Below are 25,833 nucleotides of genomic sequence, written 5' to 3'. Positions count from 1 at the left end.
TTTTCCTTTTTATTTGATTATAAATTATAACAATTTAATGCTTTATAGAAATGAGAGTGTTGTTTTATGATTCAGGATAAAATTATTATAAAAGGTGCCCGTGAGCATAACTTAAAAAATGTTGATGTGGAAATACCCAGAGATAAGCTGGTGGTTATTACGGGACTGAGCGGTTCCGGAAAATCCTCCCTTGCCTTTGACACCATTTATGCTGAAGGACAAAGGCGCTATATGGAGTCCTTGTCCTCCTATGCAAGAATGTTCTTAGGACAGATGGAGAAACCGGACGTTGATTATATAGAGGGATTATCGCCTGCTATTTCCATAGACCAGAAAACTACCAGCAGGAACCCTCGTTCAACGGTGGGTACGGTTACAGAAATATATGACTATCTAAGGCTTCTGTATGCCAGGATAGGAGTACCCCACTGCCATATCTGCGGAAAGGAAATATCCCAGCAGACAGTTGACCAGATGGTGGACAGCATAATGGCTATGGAGGAAGGTACAAAGATACAGCTTTTGGCTCCTGTGGTCAGAGGCAGAAAGGGCGAATATCACAAGCTGATAGAGGATATAAAAAAGGGTGGATATGTCAGAATCCGTGTAGATGGCGAGATTCATGAGGTTACTGATGAAATAAATCTTGATAAAAACAAAAAGCACAACATTGAAATTGTTGTTGACAGGCTGATAGTAAGACCTGATATAAGAAAGAGGCTTACCGATTCTGTGGAAACTGTTCTCAAATTGAGCAGCGGGTTGCTAATTGTTGACGTGGTTGGCAAGGAAGAGATGTTGTTCAGCCAGAATTTTGCCTGCACTGACTGCGGTATAAGCATTGGTGAAATTACTCCAAGGATGTTTTCCTTCAACAATCCTTTTGGGGCATGCCCTACCTGTGGAGGACTGGGCTACCTGCTTAAGATGGATCCCAATTTGGTTGTACCGGATAAGTCTTTGTCTTTGGCAGAGGGAGCTATTAATGCAGCAGGCTGGAATGTTGCCAGTGGAGACAGCTATGCAAGGATGTGTATAAATGCTCTGGCAAGGCACTATAACTTTAGTGTTGATACCCCGGTGGAAAAACTTCCGCCTGAAATATTGGATATTATTCTTTACGGCACCAAGGGCGAGAAAATAAAGATGGACTATGAAAGGGAATACGGAAGCGGTTCCTTTATGGCTCCCTTTGAAGGTGTCATAAACATGATGGAGAGAAGGTATAAGGAAACCCAGTCGGAAAGTATGAAAGAATACTATGAAAATTTTATGAGCAATGACCTCTGCCCTGAGTGTAAAGGTGCAAGACTTAAAAAGGAAGCGCTTGCCGTTACTGTGGGCAATCTGAATATACACGAATTATGCACCATTTCCGTGGGAGAAGCAAGGGATTTTTTTGAGAATTTAAACCTTTCGGAAAGGGACAGGCTTATTGCAAGGCAGATACTTAAGGAAATCAAGGCGAGATTGGGCTTTTTGGTGGATGTTGGCCTTGAGTATTTGACTTTGGCAAGGGCAGCCGGTACTCTTTCAGGTGGGGAAGCTCAGAGAATCAGACTTGCTACCCAGATTGGATCCGGTCTTATGGGGGTTTTGTATATTTTGGATGAACCTAGTATCGGACTTCATCAGAGAGATAACGAAAGGCTCCTTAAGACTTTGAAAAAATTGCGGGATTTGGGAAATACGCTGATAGTTGTGGAACACGACGAAGATACAATGTATGCCTCCGACTATATCATAGATTTAGGCCCCGGTGCCGGAGTGCACGGCGGGGAAGTTATTGCAAAAGGAACGGTGGAAGAAATAAAAAACAACCCCAATTCAATAACCGGGCAATATTTAAGTGGCAGAAAGAAGATAGAAATACCGAAAAAACGCCGTAAGCCCAATGGAAAGTGGATAGAAGTTATAGGTGCCAGGGAGAACAATTTAAAAAATATAAATGTAAAAATACCTTTAGGAGTCCTAACTTCTGTGACCGGAGTTTCCGGGTCGGGTAAAAGCAGTTTTGTAAACGAGATACTGTATAAAAGGTTGGCAAATGAATTGAATCATGCAAAAATTAAGCCTGGAGAGCATACTGCAATAAAAGGTTTGGAATACCTGGACAAGGTTATTGACATAGATCAGTCTCCGATTGGACGTACTCCAAGGTCGAATCCGGCAACTTATACCGGAGTGTTTGATCACATAAGGGAGATTTTTGCAAATACTACTGAAGCCAAGATGAGAGGCTATAAATCCGGACGATTCAGCTTTAATGTTAAAGGTGGCCGTTGTGAAGCATGCAGCGGTGACGGCATAATAAAGATTGAAATGCATTTTTTACCCGATGTTTATGTTCCATGTGAGGTTTGTAAGGGTAAAAGATATAATAGAGAGACATTAGAAGTCAGGTACAAGGATAAAAATATCGCTGACGTTTTGGATATGACCGTTGAAGATGCTATGGAGTTTTTTAAGAATATACCGAAAATATATAAAAAGCTGGAGACTCTTTATGATGTGGGACTGGGATATATAAAACTTGGACAGCCTTCCACTACCTTGTCGGGAGGAGAAGCACAAAGAGTCAAGCTTGCTACAGAGCTTTCGAAGAAAAGTACAGGAAAGACTTTGTATATTCTTGATGAGCCTACAACCGGGCTTCATATTGCGGATGTTCACAGGCTTATAGAAATACTTCAAAGGCTGGTTGACGCAGGAAATACCGTTGTAGTAATAGAGCACAACCTTGATGTTATAAAAGTATCGGATTATATAATAGATTTAGGTCCTGAGGGTGGAAACAAAGGTGGAACGGTAGTTGCCGAAGGGACACCGGAAGAAATTGCAAAAGTTAAGGAATCCTATACCGGTCAGTTCCTTAAAGATATACTGAAGAACAGTTAACAAAAACTAACAGAATATATTGTCGCGCTGTTATTTAAAGAGATATTTTCAGGATATTAAATAAATGGAATAATCCCAGGCAGATTATGAAAATATGCCGGCTGTTTCCGCTTTAATTGCAGCTTGCGATGCGATATGATATAATTGAAGACTAAAACAATTGGGAAATATAATATGAGCTATCTCAAAAAATTTATTTAAGTATCCGGCTTGCAGCCGGAAAATCAAATTTTTTGAAATGATAATTGACTAGTTATTTTTTTTAGAATAAACTTACCTTATAGAATTAAAAGGAGAAATATAAGCAATTAATATGCATAGGTTAATAGTAAACTTCGATTTAATAAGAAAAATATCTCGGACTGGTGTTTTGATTGGCACCCCAATTGATACAAATAGGCTGATGTGAAGATATAGTTATTACTCGTAATGTTAGACTGTTGATCCTCTTATGATGGGAGTTGATAAAATGATGATGTGCTCTATATGTAAAGAAAATATAGCAGTAGTATTTATAACAAAGATTTTGGACGGCAAGCAAACCCAGGAAGGTTTATGTTTTTCTTGTGCCAGAAAACAGGGAATTCAGCCCATAAAGCAGATTATTGAGCAGACAGGTATTTCTGAAGAAGAAATGGAAGATTTAAATAAACAGATGGGAAGTTTTTTTGAAGAACTTGATATAAATAATTTAGGCAGTATGGTTACAGAACCGGGTTCGGGCAGTTCAAACCCTTTTCTGAACTTTTTCAATAAAACCTTATTTAAGAACAATGAAGCATCGGGCAGTAAAGACAGTGAATCGAAAGATACATCGGATGACAGTTCATTGAAGGAAGACAGGGAAGGCAAGAATAACACCCGTACCAAAACCCACGATAAGAAGCCGCCAAAGAAGAAAAAATATCTCGACACCTATGGTACAAATCTTAATGAAAAGGCAAAAGAAGGCAAAATTGACAGGGTTATCGGCCGTGACAAGGAAATTGACAGGGTAATTCAAATATTGAACCGGAGGAATAAAAACAACCCCGTTTTGATAGGTGAGCCTGGGGTAGGTAAGACTGCAATAGCTGAAGGATTGGCAGTTAGAATAGTTGAAAAGAAGGTTCCGGCGAAGCTTTTCAATACAGAAGTGTATCAATTGGATTTAACCAGTATAGTTGCGGGCACACAGTTCAGAGGTCAGTTTGAAAGCCGTATGAAGGGGATTATTGAAGAGGCAAAACATTTTGGTAACATAATAATTGTAATAGATGAACTGCACAATATCATGGGCGCCGGTGAAGCAGAAGGTGCCATGAATGCCGGAAATATTTTAAAACCCGCTCTGGCAAAAGGGGAAATACAGGTAATTGGTGCTACTACTCTGAATGAATACCGCAAGCATATAGAAAAGGATTCGGCTTTGGAAAGAAGATTCCAGCCGGTAATGGTCGATGAACCTTCTGTTGAAGAAACCATAGAGATTCTTAAGGGGATTAAGGATTATTATGAAAGCTATCACAGGGTAAAAATACCCGATGAGGTAATCCGGGCAGCAGTTATAATGTCTGAAAGATATATAACTGATCGTTTTCTGCCGGATAAAGCCATAGATGTTATTGATGAAGCAGGCTCGAGGGCAAATATTAACAATGTCAGCCTCTTAGAGTATGACATGCTTAAGGAAGAACTTAAGAAAGTACAGGAAGAAAAGGAAAATGCAATTTCAGCGGATTCCATAGAGGATTATCAGAAAGCCGCAGACCTTAAGGTTAGAGAGTGTAAACTTATAGAAAAGATAAATGAGATAGAGAAAAAGAACAAAGCATTGGAATTGACCATAGATGATGTGGCCCATGTAATTGAATCGTGGACTAAAATTCCGGTTCAAAGGCTTACCGAAATTGAGGCCAAGAAATTGCTGAACCTTGAAGAAAGACTTCATAAGAGGATTATTGGACAGAAGCATGCCGTATCCAGTGTTGCAAAGGCAATAAGACGCAACAGGGCAGACTTTAAGAGAAAGAAAAGGCCAACTTCCTTTATTTTTGTAGGACCTACAGGAGTTGGAAAAACTGAATTGGTCAAAGCCCTTGCCGTTGAGCTTTTTGAGAGTGAAGAAGCTCTGATAAGACTGGATATGTCCGAGTATATGGAGAAACACACTGTTTCAAAAATGATTGGAGCACCTCCGGGGTATGTGGGTTATGACGATGGAGGTCAGCTGACTGAAAAAGTCAGACGTAAGCCCTACTCGGTTATTCTTTTGGATGAAATTGAAAAAGCTCATCCAGACGTATTTAATATGCTCTTACAGATTCTTGAGGATGGCCGGGTAACCGACAGCCACGGAAGAACAGTTAGCTTTGAAAATACAATAATAATTATGACTTCCAATGCCGGTACCAGCCTTAAAGCACATGGAATAGGCTTTGCCAATGACAATTATATTGCTCTTGAAAATAAAGTTAATGAGGTATTGAAGGAAACATTCAGACCGGAGTTTTTAAACCGTATAGATGAAATAATTGTATTTAATGAACTCAGCAGAGATGAATTAAAACAAATAGTCAACTTAATGCTTAAGGAAGTTGTTGAAGAAGTTGAAAATAAAGGAATAAAGATTGAGATGACTGAAGCTGTACAGGATTATATACTGAAGCAGGGATACGACCAGAAATATGGTGCAAGGCCTCTTAGAAGAACAATACAGAAATACATCGAAGATGAATTGGTTGACCGCTATCTTAGAGGAGAATACAAGGAAGGAAGCCATATTATAATTGATGCTGACAGCAACGGATTGAATTTTAGGCAAAAAAACGATTTGCAGCTTGAATCTGAATAATTTCCGTTGAAGATTATATAACGTAATACAGCAAAGAAACGGGGATGTCAAATCCCCGTTTTATGCGTTAAAAAATAACATAAAACTGCAAAGGATAATCCGAATTTTTTAGGGAGGTTTAGTAATTGGCTATAGAGATAAAAAAAGCTGTTATCCATGTACTTGACAAAGGAGCCGACGAGCCTTTATTGAATGAGTTTGAATTGGAGATAAATGATGATATTCAAGTGTTTTTGGAAAAACATATTATAAAGTCTATGAACGATGATGATGCCAGGAAAGGGAGATTTAAAGACGGCCTTAACATTGTTAAGGAAGTTTCTTATAGGATTTTATCCGAGGACGATTATTTCCTCGAAGGTTCTAAGGAGATAGCAAGGCAACTTTTTAAGGCAATAAAGACAAACAGCAGTATATCTTCTACAGATTTAATTGTGTGTCTTTACGAAGATGAAAGTCTTCCGGCAGTAGCAATCCTAAAGATGGATTATACCGTGTCCTTTATTCATGATATTGAAATGGTGGAAAACAAATTCAAGATTAATATAAGAAAACAGGATATAAGTCTTCCGGGAGTCAATCAGAGAATACAGAAATGTGCCTTTGTTCTGTCTCCGGTGCTTGATAATGACTATGAGCTTGTTATTCTTGACAATCAAATATCTAAAGGTGCAGAAGAGCCTGTAGCTATGTTTTTTCTCAACACCTTTCTGGGGGCAGAGCTAGTACTTGACAGCAAAGCCTGTACAAAAATACTGAAGAAGGAAACTGAAAAATGGGTACGGGATAAAATAAAAGAAGGAGAGCCTTTTGCAGAAGAAGTAAGAGAATTGGTAAATACTGCAATTCACGAGGAAGATGAAATTGATATAGAGGCTTTTTCTAACAGGATATTTGGCAAAAAAGAAGAACTTCGTGACGAATTTGTTAACAATTTGCGCGAAAAAGGCCTTACCCATGAAAAATTTGAAGTGGATAGGGAATGGGTTGAAAAAAGGCTCAGAAAAATCAGACTGAAAACCGATGACAACATAGAGATTGTGATAGACTATGAACTGTTTGGAAATAAAGATAAGTTTGAAATAATCAACAATCCTGACGGAACAAAAACTGTAATTATTAAGAATATATCAAGCATAAATCACAATTGACAACTATAGGGGCTTTGTCAGAGAAGACAAAGCCCCTAAACTACTTATCGGTTACATTATTACTGTATATTAATTCTGTTTTAGTCAATATATAACTTTGTAATTAACTATATAAAAAGCTTAATTTCATATTTTTGCTTAAGTTCTTCTACTTTTTTATAGTATTCTTCCTGCTGTTTTTTATTCAAAAGTGCTGCTCTGACTCTTTCTTCAGCTTCACTGAAGGTTAATTCCATTGTCTCTCTTCTTCCGGTCAACTTTATAATATGATAGCCGAACTTTGTTTTAACAGGAGTTTTGGTAAATTCGCCTTTTTCCAAAGCGAAGGCTGCAACTTCGAATTCGGGAACCATTCTGCCTCTGGGGAAGAAACCCAAGTCTCCTCCATTCTCTTTTGAAGGGCAGAGGGAATATTCCCTGGCAGCATCTTCAAACTTTTTGCCATTTTCCAGTTCAGCAATAATTTTGTTTGCGGTTTCTTCATCTTTTACTAAAATGTGACTTGCTTTAATAGATTCAGGTTCAACAAAATCTTCTTTGTTTTCGTTGTAATATTTTTTCATTTCCACTTCATTTACAGTAACTGAGTTGATTAATTTGCTTAAGGCATATTGTTTTAACAGATTTGCTTTGACTCTTTCCAATTCTGCAAGGAATTCCGTTTCTTTGTCAAGCCCATTATCAATTGCGTCCAAATAAAACAGCTCCTGTTCCGTTAACTGGGATACGAGTTGCTTTAACCCGTCAGGACTGTTATATTGGGAAGTTATTCTGGGATCCACATTTCTTAAAAAAAACCTTATATCCTCTGTGGTAATCTCCCTGTTTCCTATTTTTGCAAGAACTCTACTATCCATAACTTACATGTCTCCTTTTAATAAATATAAAGTAATAATAACAAATTTTTGAGAATATGTCCAATTAAAATACACCAATTAGTTCAAAATAAATTCAATATTTACTGTTATTTTTTTCAGCATATCTTTCCATTTCCTATAATTTATTTTATGTAATTTGACGATAACATCATTAGTTAATGTTATAATCCATTGCTATGGCAAATTTCCAAGTTTAACACCTTGATTGTGTAATAAGTTTGTTTATATAACTTTGAAGCATGAAAGGAGAATTGGGTATGGCGCCAAAGTCCATCTTTAACTCTTTTTTCGCAAACTCCAGTATAAAAAAATTACTGAGTAAAAATAGTATCGTTAAGCTCAAACACTTTGAATATGATGAGCATTTTGAAGCTAAAGTCGAGACTGTGGAGGATGAGGAAATAAAGATAACCATAGACGATATTATTGACAGGGAAAGGTTCAATGTGAACGATAAGGTTGTATTAAGTTTTGTAAAATCCAATAAGGTTTTTTGGGCTGATGGAGAGATTATTTCTATTAAGTTCCGTTCACCGGTGGAGATTACTTTGATAATAAAGGATGTTAAAAAACGTGATGACATGAGAAAGCGAAGTCGTTATCTCGTCAGCCTTTCGGGGATAATCAAGAATGAAGCTGATGATACGGGAAAAGCAATTATAGTCAGAGATTTGAGTTTTGAAGGTCTTAGAGTTGATTGCTCCAGTGAATTTGAGGTTGATAGCAAAGTTTATATCAGTATAAATTTAGACAAACGGCAAAGATGCAGTTTTAAGGGCAGGGTAGTAAGAAAGGCTAATTTGGGAAAGACTTTTGAATACGGTATACAGATATGCAATATTTTAAGAGAAAACAATATTGTGTTATACGATTATATAAATAAACTTGAGAACGCTATGGTTTAAAATGCAATTAACCGCTTTAAGTAAACAGCAGGGTCTTCTCAATAGAATTTGGATAAAGAGCTGTCATAACCGTATAGGTAAAAGAAACCGGTATTTCTGGCTTTGGGGAAAGATGCAGGCGAAACAAAACGCATTGAGAAGATTAGCATAGTGGGGGTTATCCATGAAACTGTATTTGATAGCAGGCACTAATTCCGATTCTCTGAAACAGGCATTGGAGAAAAATAATATTGACGTAATCAGGTGTGAAGCATCCCTTTCAAAAGCTCTCGATTTTCTTTCCCGAAATTATCTCGAGTATGATACATTGCTTCTGACCGACCAGGGTGTAATTGAAGATTACGTGAATTTCAAAAATCTCCTGGAAAAAAGTAAACAATTGATAAACCGCAGGTCAAATTTTAGATTCATTACAAAAGATATTCAATTGGAGAAAATTTTTAATCAGGTTTTTGAAAACGATTTACGATTCAGTGTTTATTTCACTGATCAGATAAAAATACCGGTATCTTTGCTTGTGGAATTTTGTCTTTCAAGCAATACAGACAGCGAAACAGAAGATACTGCAAGTGTCCCGGTGGAGGATACTGTAATACTGAAAAAATCAAAATCATTATTTGATAAATTTAAATCCGGACTAAAAAAAGATGAAGATGGTCAAAACAGAAAGCTATTAAGTTCAACAAAGGATTTTGAAAAAACAATATCTGTAATAAGGGACTTGAAAAGAATTGTGGCAATTACCGGACACAGAGGTGTGGGAGTTACCGGTACGGTTGCCAATATTGCCTCGGTGGCAAGTGACAGTGGGCTTTCTGTTATGGTTATTGATTTGGATACAGTTTATAGGGGAATCAATTTATTTTTTTCAAAGTTTGGTGATGAGACGGAAGTTAACTCCGAATTAAGCTATTCACTTATCCGGTGCCTTATGAATCCGGAATCTTTTGATGTAAACTCATGTAAAATAAATAAGAATTTATCGGTTATTGCTTTGGGATATTCTGTTTCAAGCAAGGAAAGAATTGCTGAAGCTTTGCAATATAAAAGGGTTGTGAGTCTTATTAGCCTCCTTAAGCATGAATATGATCTGGTTTTAATGGATATTCCCCTGGAAGTGTTTAAAACTTTACCCGACTTAATTACACAGATTGACACCATTGGTCTTTGCGTAAATAACAGTCTGTATTCGGTTATAAATACTGTCAGAGGCCTGGAAGAGAGTATATTAAAGGATTCTTTACTTTTTGCAGCAAAGAGCAGGGTTATAATTTCAAAATACAATGAGAGCAACAGGTATAAAGGTAAAAAATTTACTCCTGAGTTTACCTGCGAAATATTGACTCACCTGAGCGGAATATCCAAAGGAGAATATAAAGGTGCCGGAATAATTCCTTATTCAAAGGATTATGACTTGCAGACAGGAGGCGGTGACAGAATTAGCAATACCAATAGGGTATATAGAGATTACTGCCTTGAAATATTGAAAAATCTTATTTGAAGTTTCTATTGATAAATATTTTAAGTGTTTAAATAATAAAAAACATTTATGCCGTTAGGAGGTTTTTTATGGACATAAACAGCCTGAAGCATATAAAACCGGGAAGCAATCTGCCGAAAAAAATAGCTGCTATTCTTGTAAGTGTACTGGTTGTTATTGCTTCCTTTTCATACTTGAATAGTGTTAACAGTGATGCCAAGGAAGTTGTTGAAATTGCGGTTGTAAAGCCAAGTGAAGGAATTCCGGAAAAAGAACTGCTGACAGAGAGTTTGATTAAAAAGGGCAAAATACTTAAGACCGATTTTAAAGAAGGAATGGTCACCTATGATAAAGTGAATGAGGTTTTAAACAAATATGCTGCCTACTTTTTACGCCATGACACTCCGATATATTATGATCAGTTATCCGATTCTGTACCGGTAAAGCATGAGTGGTTGTATGAATTGCCAAAGGAATCGGAAGTTTTGACTATTCCTTACGATTATGACAAATGTGGGGGAGAAATATTGGCTCCGGGAGACTATGTCAGAGTCAGGGTTACCTATGAAGATACCGATAACTCGCCATCTGAAGCCACAGATATGAACCCCTATTTTAATACATCTTCATTAAACAAGAAGAAATATGTTACCGAAGTTCTCTTTGACAGGATACTGGTTAAGGATATGTTAAATTCCAAGGGACAATCCATCAGTGAAATTTTAAAGGAAGTGTCAAGGTTAGGAGAAGAGGAAAGAAAGGCTGTTATGGAAAGTAAAGAATTTATGCAAAATGTGCAGGCAAAATCTTTGGTCTTTGAAGCTACTCCGGAACAGGTAGATAAGTATACCAAGTCAAATTCCCATGGCACTTTTACTTTTACCATACTAAGCAGAATGGATAATACAAATTTCATAGAGCAAATGTCTACCATCGACAAGGAGGTAAAGGGATGGACCAACAACGGGAAAGAGTAGATATAAAGGAGATACTGGAGAAACTGTCACCCAGGGATAAGATATACAGTGCAATTGAAACCAATAAAATTATTGACAATGTAATAGCTTTCTTTCCGGCTGGAGACTCGGCCGATTGCTCCATATTGATAACAAACCTTGCCGCAGCAATAGCAAAAAAAACTTGGAATGTATGTATTATCGATTTTAAAGTTTTTTATCCCAATATATATAAGCTGCTGGACTGCGAAGCCATGCCGAAGGGCAGGGGGCTGATAAAACTTTTGAGAAGTGACAAAATTGATTTCCGCGAAGAAATCAGTGACACCAAGTATAAAAATTTATATTTGATTTCCCCAAGCCCTATGGACTATTTGGAAGAGTATTTTGACTTTCAGTTCGAAGATATTGAGCGGGTTATCAATGCCACGAAGGAAATGTTTGATTTGGTTTTGATAGATGTTCCCAATATTCCTCCGCTGGAGTTTTGTGTAGGAGCTATAAAATACTGCAACGTCGGCTTTTGTGTATGGAGTGAAAGAATAGACTGTCCTCAGAATACCCAAAGATTTTTGAGTTTTATAAGTTCTATCGGTATTAGCTCGTCAAAAATCGCCAACGTAATCCTTAACAATGTGCAGGGCTTTGAATATGACAAGCAAATTATCAGTGAAATGGGAATGAAGTATATTGGAGAAGTACCCTTTGTACCGGCGGTTATAAACTATTCCCTTGACGGTCGTGTTTACTATGTGGACAGTATCATTTTGGACAAGAGATATCAAAGGGCTATGGACCGCCTGGTTAATCTGATGGTCAAATGAGAAAAGGTTTATGACAGGGGTGTATGAATATGCTTACCAGAAGTGCTGTCAGTGAACTGCAAAAAAAAGCAAGATATATACACAAGGTGGAAAATGTACAAAGCAAGCTTACAATGATGACCTTTGAAGAAGCATTGAAGCAATGTCAGCAGTATATAAGCAAAGTGGCATCCAATTTTTACAGAAGAATTGACGACCCCAAAAAGAAAAGGGAAATGACCGAGCGATATATTATTGATTATGTGGAAACACAGAAACCCGATGTTGAGGGTTATGAAAACTTAAGTGATTTAAGGAATGCCCTTATTGATGAAATAACCCATTACGGGCCTATTACCGATGCAATGGAAGATCCTGAGATAGATGAAATAAGAGCCAATGGCCCTCATCAAATCTTTGTCGAACGATATGGAAAAACTGAACAGTGGGACAAGTGCTTTACCGACAGGGAGCATATGGAAAGAATTATTGCTAAGCTAATCGGTGTGTCAAAAGTTAGATTGACTCCCAGAACCCCCATGGTCAATGCCCGTACCATTGAAGGATACAGGGTAAATGCAACTCATGCCGATATTTCACCTTATGGAAATCCCGCTTTCGTAATTAGAAAATTTAAAAAAACCACTATGTCACCGGATAAGATGATAAGGGATGAGTCTTTTTCGGTAAATATGTTTAAACTTTTGTCTTTAATTCCAAGGGCAAATTTGTCCTGGATGACAGTGGGACCTACAGGAAGCGGTAAAACCACTTTAAATGAAGTACTTATAAAGCAAATAGATCCGCTGTGCAGGATTATAACCATAGAAAATCCTTCAGAGCTTAGATTGCTTCGCTATAGAAACAATGATCCCAATGACAAGGTAATTAATGATGTTTTGCAATATGAATCGGTACCCGATGATGACGACAGCAGCCCGGCAACTATGGAAAATCTTTTGATAAATGCCATGAGACAGTCACCCCATTGGATAGGACCGGGTGAGTTGAGGTCTCCGGGAGAATTTGCCACTGCACTGCGAGCTGCACAAACCGGGCATTACTTTTTTACTACACTGCATGCTGAAGGGGATAAAGAAGCAATTTACCGATTCCTTACTGCTTACCTTATTCAATCGGATGAGCCTGCAGAACTGGCTCTTAGAAATATCTGTTCGGCAGTTAAATTTGTAATATTTCAGGAGAAACTGGCCGACGGAACCCGTAAAGTAACCTCTATATCGGAAATTATCGGATCGGAGGGACTTACTCCTATTGTAAATAAAATATATGAATTTGAGTGTATAGACGTGGAAGATGACCCTGAAACCGGAAAAGTAAAAAGAATTATAGGCAGGCACAAAAGGGTGGGATGTATTTCTGAAAAACTGCAGCAAAGGATGCTTAAGTCGGGAATCAAACGCAGCAAGTTTGAATTCCTGACAAAGCCGGTAGACCCTAACGAAGAGGAGGTTTACGACACCGATGGATTTAAATTTACTTTTTAGTATCGGTTTAGGGTTGGTTGCTCTGGTAACTTTGAACATTGTTTTAGATTTACAAATGGGAAGCTATGTAAAATATGCTCTTATTGGAATGGTTGACAGCCTTGCCAACCGCAATACACGGGCGTATGTCAAAAGAATTAAGAAAAGCAAGATAGTAAGGCAAAAAGAAGGCCTTATAGCCAAGTACAACAACATAGTGGAAAACCTTATTTTTGATTTTAATCTACCGCTGACCTTGGAAGGCTTTAACTCCTTTATATGCATTGTTTTTGCCATAATGGTGCTGCTTGTGGTATTGTTCTTAAAAAATATTACTCTTTCGGCCTTTGTTTCAATATCAATTCTGGTGGGAGCTATCACTTTTTTCACTATGCAGTCGAGGCAAATAAAGTCGGCAAAGATAGAACATATAATGGATGCAGAAGATATATTGTGTCCTTTGGCCAGAGAAGGAGTTCTTGTTGCAATAAAAAAGGTTCTTGAATCGGATGAATATCTTCACCACAGTATCCGGCCGTATTTTGTACAATTTGTAGAAAACTACGAAAATCACGGCTATTCCTTCCGAAGAGCCATGGAAGTGCTTAACAAGCAATTGGGACCAAAGTTTGACAACTTTGCCAAAAAGGCAATCATCTTTGAATACAATGAGAGAAAGGGAATGGCCGATGTATTTTTAGACATTGTGGATGAAAATGCCGCGTTAAGGGAAATAAACGCAAGGAAAAACAGAATCTTTAAAAAAATGAACATGGATTTCTTAATAAAGACAAGCCTTATAGTTATATTTATTATGTACAGTATGACAATAAAGGAAATTAGGGATTTTTTGATTAACAACGATCTCGGTAGATTTGTCAATACTTTAGCCATTGTCAGCATATGCCTCGGATTTGCAAGATGTCAGGCCCTGCAGGGGGATATAGGCAAGTTTGGAGGTGATAAATAATGGTTATATTTGCAAAATTTCTAAGTCTTCTTGCCATTATATACCTGGTAAGTGTAATGATTTACCCTGCCTTTAAACCCATGCCCAACAAGAGAAAAAAGCGTTCCCGGGAGTTTCTTAACGTTTCCAAAAAACAGGCCAAGATGGAAAAGTATCTGTACTTTAAAGACATCATTCTGAGGAAATTGTCCAACAAACTGTTTTTTAACGAGGTAAAGCGTGAACAGTTGAATTTTATGATAAACAGTCTGGATTTAAAAATCACCCCGGAAGAAATAAGGCTTAAGCAGTTTTTATATTCTCTTGCGGGATTGCTGATTTCGCTGGTTATGATGAAAATAATGCCTATGTTTGGCTATGCCTGCTTGATTTTTGTTGTTTTGGGATGGCTCTATCCCATTGACGAACTGGAAAGAAGAGTGGAACAAAAGGATAAGAACATACTTAGAGATTTTCCGGCGTTTTACAGCATGGTGTACTATCAGTATTCCAGATCGATAAATATTTATCTGGCTGATGTAATAAAGGATTTTTTACCCAATGCCAATCCGGATATGGCAGACGAGTTGGGAGTACTTCTTGACAATATCGAGTACGGAGAAGAGTATGCTTTAAAGCAATTGAAAAAGAGAGTGCCATTAAGACATATAATCAAATTTTGTGACATTCTTGAGACAAGACTTAAAGGATATGACAATACATCCCAAATGGCATATCTGAAAAATGAGTTGTATGATCTCAGAGTTGCTGCACTGGAAGAGGAATTGAACCGCAGAAAAGCCAGTAATGAAAGAACTCAGTTTGTATTAATTGTAGTTTTGTTGGTGTATATTGTAATTTATTATTACTTTGAGTTTGTTGGTGCCATTAAATTGTTTGGATAGGCCAAACTTAAACATTATAAATTGGTTGTTGTTTTATGGAAAATCCAAACGCAAAGAAAACAATAATTTAGGAGGTTTTACTATGAAAAAGAGGATAAGCCTTCGTTCCTTTGCAGCTAAATTAAAAGACAACCGCGGTGAATTCGGCATAAAGCAAATAGCCGGCACAGTTGCCATTGTAATTGTCATAGGCCTTATTGTGCAATTTATGGCTGGAGGATGGCTGACTGATAGAGTCCAGGATGTATGGACTTGGTTGTGGGAGGATGTAATAAAGAGTTGGTTTTAATATGGTTATGAGCAGCATGAATTTTGCGGCAAAAGGGTTGCTGAAGATATGTGGTTAAGAATTAACAAAGATTTTCAGCGCCCTTGTTATGTTTTTTAAAATAATCAAAAGAAAAGACATATGGTAAGAAAAGATTCTTGTCTATATTGTCAGTAGCAAATAAGGAGAGAAGAAAAAATGGCTGGGTTTGCTAAAGTTATATTGACAGCTATATTGGTTGTCACGGTTTTTGTTGTATTTACAAATTTTGTTCTATTTTTTCCCTGGTATATGACTTTGGCTTATGAAACTTACAATTTGGCAACGGTAGCAGCAAATTACAATTACCTTCCCAGGGATGAAAAAGAATTTGTTTTGAATAATTTGAAAAGCAAGCCTATATTCAAGGAATGTCCCGATAAAATAAAAATAAGTTCAGACCACGAAGGTGAATACTCTTATGACTATTATAAAGATTTGGACAATTCATTGAAGCCGTATGTGCAAAGGGGAGAGACTTTTTATGTGGAAATCCGGGCGGCATTTCCCTTTAAAATAGAGCTGGCAGGTGCAGAGAGGTGTATTGAATATGAAATTTCGTTTCGCCTTCCTGTAACAGGTATCAGATACTACAAAGACTTGGAGTAACGGTGGTTGTATGAGAGGCATTGCATATACTATTCTATTGGTGGTGGCATCAACTATAATACTAGGTCCTTTGGTTGAATGTTTTCAACTTATGACAGAAAAGGCCAGAATAGATTCCGCCATAAATAATTGCGGGAAGCTGGCAATTATGACTTCATCAAGGGATGAAGCTGCAAGGGACTTGGAAGCGGAAATAGACTTGGAAAAGTTTATGGATTCTTTTAGTACTTCTTTTGCAGCCAGCCTGAATCTAAGAATTGAAAATAGTATTACAACGGATTTGACTGATGAGAAATCAAGTATAGTCCATTTTAAATCCAATGACGGCAGATATAATGATTTTACAGTCAACCTGACCGTAAATAAAGACAGACCGGATATTTGTGAGGTTTTGGTGACGTCAAAGTATAAATTTAAAACAAAACATCTGGCCTTTGTGGAGGAACATGTGCCGACTTTTACTGATTTTAATCTTGAAAGGAAGGGTCGGTTTGTGCTTGAGCAAACTAACTGATTATAATTTATGTGTTAGGCAAAACAAAGCAGTTAAAATGCTTAAATAGGTTTGTTTTGTCGAAAGTTTGTCCTTTAAGGTCTTTAAAAAAGAGATAACTATGTGGTAGAATATAATCATACAATTTTTGATGGAGGTTGGTTTAATGAAGAAAAGGGTAATAGTAAGTGCTTTTGCATTATTGATGTTACTTTCTCTTACTGCCTGTGAGAAAAAAGGGCAGAATGAACCGAGACAGACGGACCCCGGCATAAATTTTAACGGACAAGTAATGTCTGAGCCTGTGACAACTTCAGAAAATGAAATTTATGGAAGATGGGAGGCGGAAAACGGCCCTGCCATTGAGATTAATGCCAATTCCGATGGTAAGTATACCTATTATTTAGATAAAAATAATACTTCAGATAATTATTATAAAGGTCCGTTTGAAATTAGTTCCGGTCCTAAAGCCATAGTTGATTTAAGTTTGTCTGCCCAGGAATATCTTGAAAAGTATGACTCATATGCCGGCGGTTTAAAAAATGCCTTTGCATTAAAACTGCAATATGAAACTTTTCAATCGGAAGGTACCGATAAGAGTGATACTTTAAATAAATCCGAGTATATGAATTTCTTGTTTTTGCTTTCAGAAGACAATGCGGATAAGGCATTGTTGGTGAATATGAATGATTCTACTTCCACTGAATTGACCAGAGTAAAATAGTAAATTTTTAGTTTAATTTAAAAATTAAAAGTTTTATAATGAAACATTCACAAAAAAGAAGTGGCTTGTACTGCTTCTTTTTTTAATTGTGCAGCAGTTTTTGAAAGCGAGAATTTCAGCAATATATGTTTAAATAAATATGGTATTTTCCGATACATTTAGAAGAAAGCAATATATCGCTTATTAGTTATTTATGTTGGTTCTAAAGGCACATGCTGTGTAGTTTTGGATGAAATTTATGTAAGTGGGGGAATAGGTTGATGAATTTTGGAATTCATTATACCACCGGAAATCAAAAGGAAGACCAACAGTTAAAAAATGATCCGTTTACATACTTGGAAAAAGATAAAAACAATAATTGTGAAGAAGTGTATACTGAAGGGAATAACGATGAAGATTTCGTTAGAAAAAAGACCATGGAAAATGTATTGGATTTAAAGAAAAAACTTAAGAGGTACGGAATTTCTTTTCGCGACCTTTTGACTTGTGCCCCAAAGAACGATGATACAATATATATGTGTATAAAGACTGCTAAAGGGATAGCAGCGAATGAGCGGATTTTGGAAGAAATCGAGAAAAAGAAAAAACTACCCGTTCAAGAGATTTTAAAAGCAGTAAATGTATTTCACGGTACACTGGAAAAGAACGGTACCTATATAATTGCGCTATGCTTAATTATAACAAGCGGTCTGGAAAGTTTAAACTTTTACATAAATGAAACCTATACCAAAAAAGAACCGAATCGAAATGTGGGTACTGTTTTGGAATCGGCATCGGATGGTGTTATTGTGATGACCGGAGATTGCAATTTTCTTTTACTGAGAAAGAGAAAAGGAATGTTTTTGGGGCAGCAGATAAAATTTGCAAACTGGGAGGTAAAAAGATATAATCGAAGTATCGCAAGAAAAGTATTTGCAGGTGTGGCTGTATCATGTGCAGCTGTGTTAATGCTGTTTTTCAGTCGAAATCTTATATATAATCCTTCTGATGACAGGGTTTATGCCTTTGTTGATATTGATATAAATCCCAGTTTGGGGTTATCTATAGACAAAAATAACCTGGTTGTAGATGTTAATACAATAAATGGAGATGCGGATGTACTTCTAATGGATAATGATTTAAGGGGACTGCCGGTAAATGATGCAATTGAAATGATTTTTGAATTTGCCCATGACAGAGGTTTTGTATACGAGGATAGAGAAAATCTGGTTTTAATTTCCTTGGGTTTAAATCCTGATGTTGATGAGGAAGGCGATGAAGAGGAAAAATTTATTCAGCTTTTTAATCAGATTGAGTTGGAGATAAAGGGAGATGAAGTTATTGTACCGCTAGTGATTGCTGTGCCTCAAGATACTGTAAAGTCTGCAAAGAGAAACAACTTGTCAATAGGAAGACAGTATATTTATGAAAACTCGCAAAAGTTTGACTTTGGAGAGATAAGAGGAGGTTCCATAGAGGATTTGGTATTTGAAAGTGAAATTTTTGACGAAAGCAGTTAAGTAATTTTTACTATGACTTTGAATCATAAAAATAATATTGTATTATTCTTTAAACAGGATAACTGAATTTATGCTTATCAGTTTGGAAATACCGGAGGTAAGGAGTATGGGAGGATATTTAAAAAGGCATGAACAGTTTGTGAATGAAGCATTGGAGAAAAAAGAAGATGTGGATTGGGAATGGCTGAAAGAATACCATAAAACCCAGATACAGTTTCTTCAGCATGAGAGGCTTATACATTTGTTGGTTACCTTAGCCTTTGCTCTCTTTTTCCTGGCTACGGTTCTGTTTGCGACATCTTTTGAAAAACCTGTTATTTTACTGGTAAGTCTTTTGGTTTTAGTTCTCTTGGTTCCATATATAGCTCATTATTACAAATTGGAAAATGGAGTTCAGAGATGGTATGAATTATATAATAAAATAGACGAAATTTGCAGAAAAAAAGAATAAATGGTGGCTTCATTTTTTAGCGCCTTTTATTTTTATTCGGATTTTAGTTTATCAGGATAAAGAATTTTACGCACTTTTTCCATGTGGTATTTGTCAGCGGGAGGCGTGTCACAGAGTTTATACTCGAGATTCAGATTCTTCCATTTGTATTCGCCCATTTTATGAAAGGGCAGAATTTCAATTTTTTCAACATTGATAAGGCTTTCAATGAATTCTCTTAATTTTATAATATCCGGTTTAAAATCGGTTAGTCCGGGAACTACTACATATCTTAACCACACCGGAATTTTTCTTTTGTTTAAATGCTGCGCAAATTCAAGAACCTTTTCATTTGAAAATCCCGTCAAAGATTCATGCTTTTCACTGTCAATATGTTTTATATCCAGAAGCACAAGGTCGGTATAGTCCAATAAAGTATTTACGGCATGAGAGTTACTGTCTGTAAAGCCATTGGTATCAATAGCTGTGTGAATACCTTCCTGTTTGCATTTTTTGAAAAGCTCGGTAATAAATTCGGGCTGGGCAAGCGGTTCTCCACCCGAGACAGTTATACCTCCGCCCGAGTTTTTAAAATAGGGAAGGTACCTTTTGACTTTGTTCAACACTTCATCAGCGGAATACCAGGTACCGCCATCGAAATTCCATGTGTCGGGGTTATGGCAATAAAGACAGCGGAAAGGACAGCCCTGCATAAAGACTACAAATCTTATGCCCGGGCCATCGACAGTGCCGAAGGATTCAAAGGAATGTATTTTGCCTTTTACAGTCATACAATCACCTTTTTATATTACATCGTGGAAGGTTCGGGCCATAACCTCAAGCTGTTGCTGGCGTGTAAGCCTTATGAAATTAACGGCATAGCCTGAAACTCTTACAGTCAGCTGCGGATAGCTGTAAGGGTCTTCCATTGCTTTTTCCAATACGGATCTTTCTAAAACATTAATATTTACATGGTGTCCGCCCTGGGAAAAGTAACCGTCTAAAAGGGCCACGAGGTTGTTCAGCCTGTCCTCTGTTTCTTTTCCGAGGGAGCGGGGAACTAAAGACAGAGTCAGTGAAATTCCGTCTTTACAATACTCATAAGGTATCTTTGCCAAAGAGTTAAGCACGGCCAGCGCTCCCATTTTATCTCTTCCATGCATTGGATTGGCTCCCGGTGCAAAAGGTTCGCCTTTTTTTCTGCCGTCGGGAGTTGAGCCGGTTTTTTTGCCATAAACAACATTGGATGTGATGGTGAGTATTGAAAGAGTGTGTGTGGCATTTCTATAGGTTTCGTGTTCTTTCAGATCATTGTAGAATTCTTTAACAATAGATACGGCAATACTGTCAACTCTGTCATCGTCATTTCCGAACTGAGGATAATCTCCCTCAATTTCAAAATCGGAAATCAAACCCATTTCATTACGGATAACTCTTACCTTGGAATACTTCATGGCACTGAAAGAGTCCACCAACACCGAAAAACCTGCTATGCCAAAAGCCATAAGCCTGTTGACGTCAGTGTCATGAAGAGCCATCATAAGCCTTTCGTAGGCATATTTATCATGCATATAATGAATTACATTCATTGTGTTTACATAAAGCCCGGTAAGCCATTTTTGCATTTGTTTGAACCGGTTCATAACCTTATCGTAATCGAGATATTCATCGGTATAGGGTTCAAATTCCGGTGCCACCTGTTCACCGGATATTTCATCCTTCCCGCCGTTTAAAGAAAGCAGCAGAAGCTTTGGCAGGTTGCAACGGGCACCAAAAAACTGCATATCTTTTCCTATACGCATTGCCGATACACAGCAGGATATACCGTAATCATCGTGAAAATGTTGACTCATAAGGTCATCATTCTCGTATTGAATGGCACTGGTGAGTGTGGATACTTTTGCACAAAATCTTTTGAAGTTAGTAGGCAGCTTTTCCGACCAGAGGACAGTTATATTAGGCTCTGGAGAAGGCCCTAAGTTAAAAAGCGTCTGAAGCAGTCGGAAGGAGGTTTTGGTTACCATGTGCCTGCCGTCTTTACACATGCCGCCTATGGATTCGGTAATCCAAACGGGGTCTCCGGCAAAGAGTTCATTGTACTCGGGAGTTCTTAAATGGCGGATAAATCTCAGTTTGATTATAAACTGGTCAATCAGCTCCTGAGCTTCAACTTCTGTAATTATACCGGCTTTAAGGTCTCTTTCAATGTATATGTCAATAAAAGCGGAAACTCTTCCTAAAGAATTAGCTGCACCGTTGGTTTCTTTCATTGCCGCAAGGAAGGCAAGATAAATCCATTGTACAGCTTCCAATGCGTTTTTGGCAGGCTTTGATAAATCAAAACCGTAAGTTTTGCCCATTTCAACCAGTTCGCTCAGTGCATTGATTTGTTCGGCCAATTCTTCTCTTAAGCGTATATTGGATTCATTCATAGGAGCATTTGAAAGAGCGTTCAGGTCTTTCTTCTTTTCTTCAATGAGTATATCTACGCCATAGAGAGCAACACGCCTGTAGTCACCAATGATTCTTCCGCGGCCATAGGCATCGGGAAGGCCTGTTATTACGCCGGAGTGCCTTGCTTTTCGCATTTCCGGTGTATAGACACTGAACACTCCGTCATTATGGGTTTTGCGATAGTTTTCAAATATATTTTCAATTTCCGGTGACAGTTTATAGCCATATTTTTCACAAGCCTGCTTGGCCATTCTGATCCCACCGTAAGGTATAACAGCTCTTTTAAGAGGCTCATCGGTTTGAAGACCTTTAATAACTTCATTTTCTTCATCTATATAACCCGGTGCGTGGCTTGTAATACTCGATACGGTTTGGGTGTCAATATTTAATACACCGCCTTTGTTATACTCATCGTTTAGGAGTTTCTTGCACTTTTCCCACAGTTTTTTTGTTCTGTTACTTGGACCTGCAAGAAATTCTTCAGTTCCGTCATAGGGGATGTAATTGTTCACTATAAAATCCCTGACATCTATGCTGTCTTGCCATTTACCCGGTACAAATCCGTTCCAAGCTTGATTTTTCATAATATTACCTCCTTCGTCGTGGTTTTTGTCCCTTCGCGCGAAAGATGCAAAACAAAAACCGCCTGAGTATACATAAGTTACCCAGGCGGTCGGCAAAATTAAGAATCATACTCCCTGTGGTTATAATCCACTTCCGCCAGTCATATGATTCCTGTTAACGATATATTGTCAAAGAATCAAATTAATCAGATTGATTCACTTATATTTCTAGTATAAACCTTTCATGCTTATTTGTCAACTATATGCCTGTCAAAATAAAAGGGACATGTTTCATGCCCCTTTATTTTGCATATATCGATTTTCTCAAATTTTAATTATTTTGTAGCAAGAACTTTCTTTAATTTTGCAAATCTTGGAAGCCCGTCTTCCAATACAGGTTTGGATTCACCTTGAATCAAAGGAAGTGCATATTTAATGAAGTCTTCTGTCAAGCCGTTGCCTTCCTTATTGATCCATTCTAATGGAATTTTCTTTTCGGTATTAGCAACGTCTGTAAGGTTAATGAGCTTGATGTTGCACTTGTATTCAGGTCCTTCCGGTCTTTCGAAAGCGACCATGTAGTCTGTTTTACCTTCAACAGCATTTCTAACAGCCATTTGTCCAGCCATATATGCTTCGTTAACGTCTGTCAATGAAGCAATATGAGCTGCACATCTTTGAAGCAGGCTGAACTCGATTCCTCTTACTTTTGTGCCCAGTCTTTCTTTTACGATGTTTGCAAGTATTGATGCGGCACCACCCAATTGAGCATGACCGAAGGAATCTTTTGCAAGAGTTGCACCCATTTCGGCAATATATCTGCCTTGTTCATCTTTACAACCTTCAGATACGGCAACGATAACTTTACCGTTTGCTTTATATACTCTGTTTACATCATCGAGGAACTTTTCAATGCTGAAAGGAATTTCCGGCAAATAAATCAGGTCAGGACCGTTTCCTTTATATGCAGCCAAAGCGGATGCTGCTGTAAGCCAACCTGCATTTCTACCCATTACTTCCAAAATTGTTACCATTCCGGTATCGTAAACTCTTGCATCGTGGTAAACTTCCATAAAGGAAGTAGCTATGTATTTTGCAGCACTACCATAACCTGGACAGTGGTCTGTTCCCCAAAGATCGTTATCTATTGTCTTTGGAACACCCATAATTCTACACTCGTAACCAACTTTCTGCATATACTTGCTTACTTTGTTGCAAGTATCCATTGAGTCGTTTCCGCCATTGTAGAAGAAATACCTTATGTTGTATTTCTTGAATACTTCCAGAAGTCTCTTGTAATCTGTTTCATCTTCATCAGCATTTTTGAGTTTGTATCTGACTGAACCGAGAGCGGATGATGGTGTAGTTTTCAAAAGTTCCAATTCATAAGGGTCTTCCTTGCTCATATCATAGAATTTTTCTTCTAAAACACCTTTAATTCCGTGTGCTGCACCATAAACAGCTGTAATACATTCTTGTTTCAATGCTTCCTGAATAACTCCGGCAGCACTTGCATTAATAACTGATGTTGGGCCTCCGGATTGGCCGAACATACATGCTCCTTCTAAACGACTCATACAATAACCTCCTTGAAAATATATAAATAAGTTATCAAGTATACCATCATAAACATATATATTGCCTATATGTTTAACAAAATCAACTAAAAATATAACATAATTATGTTTAAATTGCAATTGGACTTGACAAAATATTATCAATTAATTTTTATTAATACTTGATTTTCGATTTGAATCTGGTAAAATTATTATGATAAAATTTAGGAATACTAAAAAATGTTACTTTGGACGTATCATCACATAAAGCCTTACATATACTTATTGGGCAGATGCAAATCCAAAGCGATATTTCAATTATTTCTAAAATAATTGGTTATTACAACTAAATTCAATATAAGGAGTGGAAAATATGCCATTAGTTACATCGAAAGAAATGTTTAAAAAAGCCTATGAAGGCGGGTATGCTATTGGTGCATTCAATGTTAACAACATGGAGATAATTCAGGGAATAACTGAAGCTGCAAAGGAAGTTAATGCTCCATTAATTCTTCAAGTTTCAGCAGGTGCCAGAAAGTATGCAAATCACACTTATTTAATGAAACTTATAGAAGCAGCGGAAATTGAGACAGGGCTTCCAATCTGCGTTCACCTTGACCACGGTGATTCCTTTGAACTTTGTAAATCATGTATAGACGGTGGATTCACATCAGTTATGATAGACGGTTCACACCTTCCTTTCGAAGAAAACATCAAATTGACAAAACAAGTTGTTGATTATGCACACGATAAAGGTGTTGTTGTTGAAGGTGAGCTCGGAAGACTTGCAGGTATAGAGGATGCAGTTAATGTATCTGAAGAAGATGCTGCTTTCACAGATCCTGATGAAGCTGAAGAGTTTGTTAAGAGGACAGGGGTTGACTCTTTGGCAATAGCAATAGGTACAAGCCATGGAGCGTACAAATTCAAGGGAGAAGCTAAATTAAGATTTGATATTTTGGAAGAAATTCAAAAGAGACTTCCGGGATTCCCAATTGTATTACACGGTGCATCATCGGTTATGCCTGAATATGTTGAAATGATCAACAATAACGGCGGTCAAATGCCGGGAGCAAAAGGTGTTCCTGAGGATATGTTAAGACAGGCAGCAAAAATGGCAGTATGTAAGATAAACATTGACTCTGACTTAAGGCTTGCTGTAACAGGAACTATCAGGAAATATTTCAATGAGAATCCTTCACACTTCGATCCGAGACAATATCTTGGACCGGCTAGAAGTGCTATAAAAGAAATTGTTAAACATAAAATTATCAACGTATTGGGTTGTGACGGAAAGGCTTAATATTATCTCAAATATAGAGCAAAAGGTGGGGGATACCTCACCTTTTGCTGCTATATAGATAGGGGTTTGCGGCTATGGAGAACAACGGTTCTATCGGTAATGAAAACAAGAGCAATGTCAAAAAGGAAATAATAAGCTGGATAAAATATATTTTATCGGCATTAATAATATCTTTTTTGTTAACAAAATTTGTAATTTTAAATGCCTATATACCCACCGGGTCTATGGAAGATACTATTATGCCAGGGGACAGAGTATTTGCCAGCAGGATTCATTATTTTTTTACAGAGCCCAAGAGAGGGGATATTATAGTTTTCAAATATCCTGATGATGAGAGTATAAATTATGTAAAAAGGGTAATAGGATTGCCCGGTGAGAAGGTTGAGATAAGAAATGGTGAAGTGTATATTAATGATGTAAAGCTGGATGAGCCATATATTAAAGAAGAAATGAGCAAAGAAGATTTAGGGCCCTATCAAGTACCGGAGGACAGTTATTTCGTGATGGGGGATAATAGAAATAACTCAAATGACTCAAGACGTTGGCTTACAACTAATTATGTACACAAGAGCAAGATTTTGGGTAAGGTTGCTTTTCAATATTTTCCGAAGTTCAAATGGTTATGGTAAAATAATTTTCAAAGGTTATTG

At 37.3% G+C, this 25,833-nt stretch carries 22 protein-coding genes and 1 riboswitch; of the genes, 18 read left to right on the top strand and 4 right to left on the bottom strand.

The genetic code is table 11. From position 1 onward, the window contains the following. The first annotated feature begins 66 nt into the window (after positions 1 to 66). From uvrA to CLOCL_RS15320, 3 genes are all read left to right on the top strand, one after another. Positions 67 to 2,898 (top strand): excinuclease ABC subunit UvrA, encoded by a 2,832-nt coding sequence (uvrA, locus tag CLOCL_RS15330; RefSeq protein WP_014256198.1) that lies wholly within the window; start codon positions 67 to 69, stop codon positions 2,896 to 2,898. A 469-nt stretch (positions 2,899 to 3,367) separates the two neighbouring features. Then, positions 3,368 to 5,731, top strand: a complete 2,364-nt coding sequence (locus CLOCL_RS15325; RefSeq protein WP_014256197.1) for an ATP-dependent Clp protease ATP-binding subunit — start codon at positions 3,368 to 3,370, stop codon at positions 5,729 to 5,731. Between the two features lie 125 nt (positions 5,732 to 5,856). Further along, entirely contained in the window at positions 5,857 to 6,882 is a 1,026-nt protein-coding gene (locus CLOCL_RS15320; protein ID WP_014256196.1) for a nucleoid-associated protein, read from the top strand. A 107-nt stretch (positions 6,883 to 6,989) separates the two neighbouring features. Here CLOCL_RS15320 and CLOCL_RS15315 read toward each other — a convergent pair whose 3' ends face one another. After that, positions 6,990 to 7,739 (bottom strand): peptidylprolyl isomerase, encoded by a 750-nt coding sequence (locus CLOCL_RS15315; RefSeq protein ID WP_014256195.1) that lies wholly within the window; start codon positions 7,737 to 7,739, stop codon positions 6,990 to 6,992. A 278-nt stretch (positions 7,740 to 8,017) separates the two neighbouring features. On the opposite strand from CLOCL_RS15315, the gene CLOCL_RS15310 reads away from it, so the two are divergent. The 13 genes from CLOCL_RS15310 (at position 8,018) to CLOCL_RS15250 (ending at position 19,328) form a co-directional block, all read left to right on the top strand. Next, the gene (locus tag CLOCL_RS15310; protein ID WP_014256194.1) at positions 8,018 to 8,665 is read left to right on the top strand and encodes a PilZ domain-containing protein; all 648 of its coding nucleotides are present in this window, start codon (positions 8,018 to 8,020) and stop codon (positions 8,663 to 8,665) included. A gap of 163 nt (positions 8,666 to 8,828) precedes the next feature. Next, entirely contained in the window at positions 8,829 to 10,166 is a 1,338-nt protein-coding gene (locus tag CLOCL_RS15305; RefSeq protein ID WP_014256193.1) for a P-loop NTPase family protein, read from the top strand. Positions 10,167 to 10,234: 68 nt separating this feature from the next. After that, positions 10,235 to 11,122 (top strand): CpaB family protein, encoded by an 888-nt coding sequence (locus tag CLOCL_RS15300; RefSeq protein WP_014256192.1) that lies wholly within the window; start codon positions 10,235 to 10,237, stop codon positions 11,120 to 11,122. After that, positions 11,098 to 11,925, top strand: coding sequence for a MinD/ParA family ATP-binding protein (locus CLOCL_RS15295; RefSeq protein ID WP_014256191.1), 828 nt, complete (start codon positions 11,098 to 11,100; stop codon positions 11,923 to 11,925). The genes CLOCL_RS15300 and CLOCL_RS15295 overlap by 25 nt, the downstream gene beginning before the upstream one ends. Before the next feature lie 29 nt (positions 11,926 to 11,954). Then, positions 11,955 to 13,412: a TadA family conjugal transfer-associated ATPase gene (locus CLOCL_RS15290; RefSeq protein ID WP_027621886.1), complete on the top strand. Its 1,458-nt coding sequence runs from the start codon at positions 11,955 to 11,957 to the stop codon at positions 13,410 to 13,412. After that, positions 13,390 to 14,361: a hypothetical protein gene (locus CLOCL_RS15285; protein WP_014256189.1), complete on the top strand. Its 972-nt coding sequence runs from the start codon at positions 13,390 to 13,392 to the stop codon at positions 14,359 to 14,361. Before CLOCL_RS15290 ends, CLOCL_RS15285 begins: the two co-directional genes overlap by 23 nt. After that, on the top strand, positions 14,361 to 15,245 hold the full coding sequence (locus CLOCL_RS15280; RefSeq protein WP_014256188.1) for a hypothetical protein: 885 nt from the start codon (positions 14,361 to 14,363) through the stop codon (positions 15,243 to 15,245). Before CLOCL_RS15285 ends, CLOCL_RS15280 begins: the two co-directional genes overlap by 1 nt. 82 nt (positions 15,246 to 15,327) lie before the next feature. Continuing rightward, positions 15,328 to 15,534 carry a hypothetical protein gene (locus tag CLOCL_RS15275; protein WP_014256187.1) on the top strand — a complete coding sequence of 69 codons (207 nt, stop codon included), beginning with the start codon at positions 15,328 to 15,330 and terminating at the stop codon, positions 15,532 to 15,534. A gap of 177 nt (positions 15,535 to 15,711) precedes the next feature. After that, positions 15,712 to 16,161, top strand: coding sequence for a hypothetical protein (locus CLOCL_RS15270; RefSeq protein ID WP_014256186.1), 450 nt, complete (start codon positions 15,712 to 15,714; stop codon positions 16,159 to 16,161). Between the two features lie 10 nt (positions 16,162 to 16,171). Next, positions 16,172 to 16,675: a hypothetical protein gene (locus CLOCL_RS15265; protein WP_014256185.1), complete on the top strand. Its 504-nt coding sequence runs from the start codon at positions 16,172 to 16,174 to the stop codon at positions 16,673 to 16,675. 145 nt (positions 16,676 to 16,820) lie between these two features. Then, positions 16,821 to 17,378 carry a hypothetical protein gene (locus CLOCL_RS15260; protein ID WP_014256184.1) on the top strand — a complete coding sequence of 186 codons (558 nt, stop codon included), beginning with the start codon at positions 16,821 to 16,823 and terminating at the stop codon, positions 17,376 to 17,378. Positions 17,379 to 17,638: 260 nt separating this feature from the next. Beyond that, entirely contained in the window at positions 17,639 to 18,877 is a 1,239-nt protein-coding gene (locus tag CLOCL_RS21215) for an anti-sigma-I factor RsgI family protein (protein ID WP_014256183.1), read from the top strand. 106 nt (positions 18,878 to 18,983) lie between these two features. Further along, positions 18,984 to 19,328 (top strand): hypothetical protein, encoded by a 345-nt coding sequence (locus CLOCL_RS15250; protein ID WP_027621882.1) that lies wholly within the window; start codon positions 18,984 to 18,986, stop codon positions 19,326 to 19,328. Between the two features lie 32 nt (positions 19,329 to 19,360). Here the strand turns inward: CLOCL_RS15250 and pflA are convergent, their stop codons facing one another. The 3 genes from pflA to CLOCL_RS15235 all read right to left on the bottom strand — a co-directional run bounded on the left by pflA (position 19,361) and on the right by CLOCL_RS15235 (position 23,901). Then, positions 19,361 to 20,098: a pyruvate formate-lyase-activating protein gene (gene pflA / locus CLOCL_RS15245; RefSeq protein ID WP_014256181.1), complete on the bottom strand. Its 738-nt coding sequence runs from the start codon at positions 20,096 to 20,098 to the stop codon at positions 19,361 to 19,363. A gap of 12 nt (positions 20,099 to 20,110) precedes the next feature. Then, a complete protein-coding gene (gene pflB, locus CLOCL_RS15240; protein ID WP_014256180.1) occupies positions 20,111 to 22,345 on the bottom strand; it encodes a formate C-acetyltransferase in 2,235 nt (744 codons plus the stop codon). A gap of 72 nt (positions 22,346 to 22,417) precedes the next feature. Next, positions 22,418 to 22,499, bottom strand: a riboswitch (ZMP/ZTP riboswitch). Between the two features lie 160 nt (positions 22,500 to 22,659). Further along, a complete protein-coding gene (locus tag CLOCL_RS15235) occupies positions 22,660 to 23,901 on the bottom strand; it encodes a 6-phosphofructokinase (protein WP_014256179.1) in 1,242 nt (413 codons plus the stop codon). Positions 23,902 to 24,253: 352 nt separating this feature from the next. On the opposite strand from CLOCL_RS15235, the gene fba reads away from it, so the two are divergent. Beyond that, the gene (gene fba, locus CLOCL_RS15230) at positions 24,254 to 25,183 is read left to right on the top strand and encodes a class II fructose-1,6-bisphosphate aldolase (RefSeq protein ID WP_014256178.1); all 930 of its coding nucleotides are present in this window, start codon (positions 24,254 to 24,256) and stop codon (positions 25,181 to 25,183) included. A 74-nt stretch (positions 25,184 to 25,257) separates the two neighbouring features. Beyond that, positions 25,258 to 25,812 carry a signal peptidase I gene (gene lepB / locus CLOCL_RS15225; RefSeq protein WP_014256177.1) on the top strand — a complete coding sequence of 185 codons (555 nt, stop codon included), beginning with the start codon at positions 25,258 to 25,260 and terminating at the stop codon, positions 25,810 to 25,812. The last annotated feature ends 21 nt before the right edge of the window (positions 25,813 to 25,833 follow it).

Source organism: Acetivibrio clariflavus DSM 19732, from assembly GCF_000237085.1.
GTDB lineage: Bacteria > Bacillota > Clostridia > Acetivibrionales > Acetivibrionaceae > Acetivibrio > Acetivibrio clariflavus.
Note: the sequence above shows the minus strand (reverse complement) of the source record. Positions and strands in the feature narration are given on the sequence as shown.

Coding starts and splice junctions, on each gene's coding strand:
- uvrA (WP_014256198.1), top strand. CDS start 67: ATGATTCAGGATAAAATTATTATAAAAGGTGCCCGTGAGCATAACTTA.
- CLOCL_RS15325 (WP_014256197.1), top strand. CDS start 3,368: ATGATGATGTGCTCTATATGTAAAGAAAATATAGCAGTAGTATTTATA.
- CLOCL_RS15315 (WP_014256195.1), bottom strand. CDS start 7,739: ATGGATAGTAGAGTTCTTGCAAAAATAGGAAACAGGGAGATTACCACA.
- CLOCL_RS15310 (WP_014256194.1), top strand. CDS start 8,018: ATGGCGCCAAAGTCCATCTTTAACTCTTTTTTCGCAAACTCCAGTATA.
- CLOCL_RS15305 (WP_014256193.1), top strand. CDS start 8,829: ATGAAACTGTATTTGATAGCAGGCACTAATTCCGATTCTCTGAAACAG.
- CLOCL_RS15300 (WP_014256192.1), top strand. CDS start 10,235: ATGGACATAAACAGCCTGAAGCATATAAAACCGGGAAGCAATCTGCCG.
- CLOCL_RS15295 (WP_014256191.1), top strand. CDS start 11,098: ATGGACCAACAACGGGAAAGAGTAGATATAAAGGAGATACTGGAGAAA.
- CLOCL_RS15290 (WP_027621886.1), top strand. CDS start 11,955: ATGCTTACCAGAAGTGCTGTCAGTGAACTGCAAAAAAAAGCAAGATAT.
- CLOCL_RS15285 (WP_014256189.1), top strand. CDS start 13,390: ATGGATTTAAATTTACTTTTTAGTATCGGTTTAGGGTTGGTTGCTCTG.
- CLOCL_RS15280 (WP_014256188.1), top strand. CDS start 14,361: ATGGTTATATTTGCAAAATTTCTAAGTCTTCTTGCCATTATATACCTG.
- CLOCL_RS15275 (WP_014256187.1), top strand. CDS start 15,328: ATGAAAAAGAGGATAAGCCTTCGTTCCTTTGCAGCTAAATTAAAAGAC.
- CLOCL_RS15270 (WP_014256186.1), top strand. CDS start 15,712: ATGGCTGGGTTTGCTAAAGTTATATTGACAGCTATATTGGTTGTCACG.
- CLOCL_RS15265 (WP_014256185.1), top strand. CDS start 16,172: ATGAGAGGCATTGCATATACTATTCTATTGGTGGTGGCATCAACTATA.
- CLOCL_RS15260 (WP_014256184.1), top strand. CDS start 16,821: ATGAAGAAAAGGGTAATAGTAAGTGCTTTTGCATTATTGATGTTACTT.
- CLOCL_RS21215 (WP_014256183.1), top strand. CDS start 17,639: ATGAATTTTGGAATTCATTATACCACCGGAAATCAAAAGGAAGACCAA.
- CLOCL_RS15250 (WP_027621882.1), top strand. CDS start 18,984: ATGGGAGGATATTTAAAAAGGCATGAACAGTTTGTGAATGAAGCATTG.
- pflA (WP_014256181.1), bottom strand. CDS start 20,098: ATGACTGTAAAAGGCAAAATACATTCCTTTGAATCCTTCGGCACTGTC.
- pflB (WP_014256180.1), bottom strand. CDS start 22,345: ATGAAAAATCAAGCTTGGAACGGATTTGTACCGGGTAAATGGCAAGAC.
- CLOCL_RS15235 (WP_014256179.1), bottom strand. CDS start 23,901: ATGAGTCGTTTAGAAGGAGCATGTATGTTCGGCCAATCCGGAGGCCCA.
- fba (WP_014256178.1), top strand. CDS start 24,254: ATGCCATTAGTTACATCGAAAGAAATGTTTAAAAAAGCCTATGAAGGC.
- lepB (WP_014256177.1), top strand. CDS start 25,258: ATGGAGAACAACGGTTCTATCGGTAATGAAAACAAGAGCAATGTCAAA.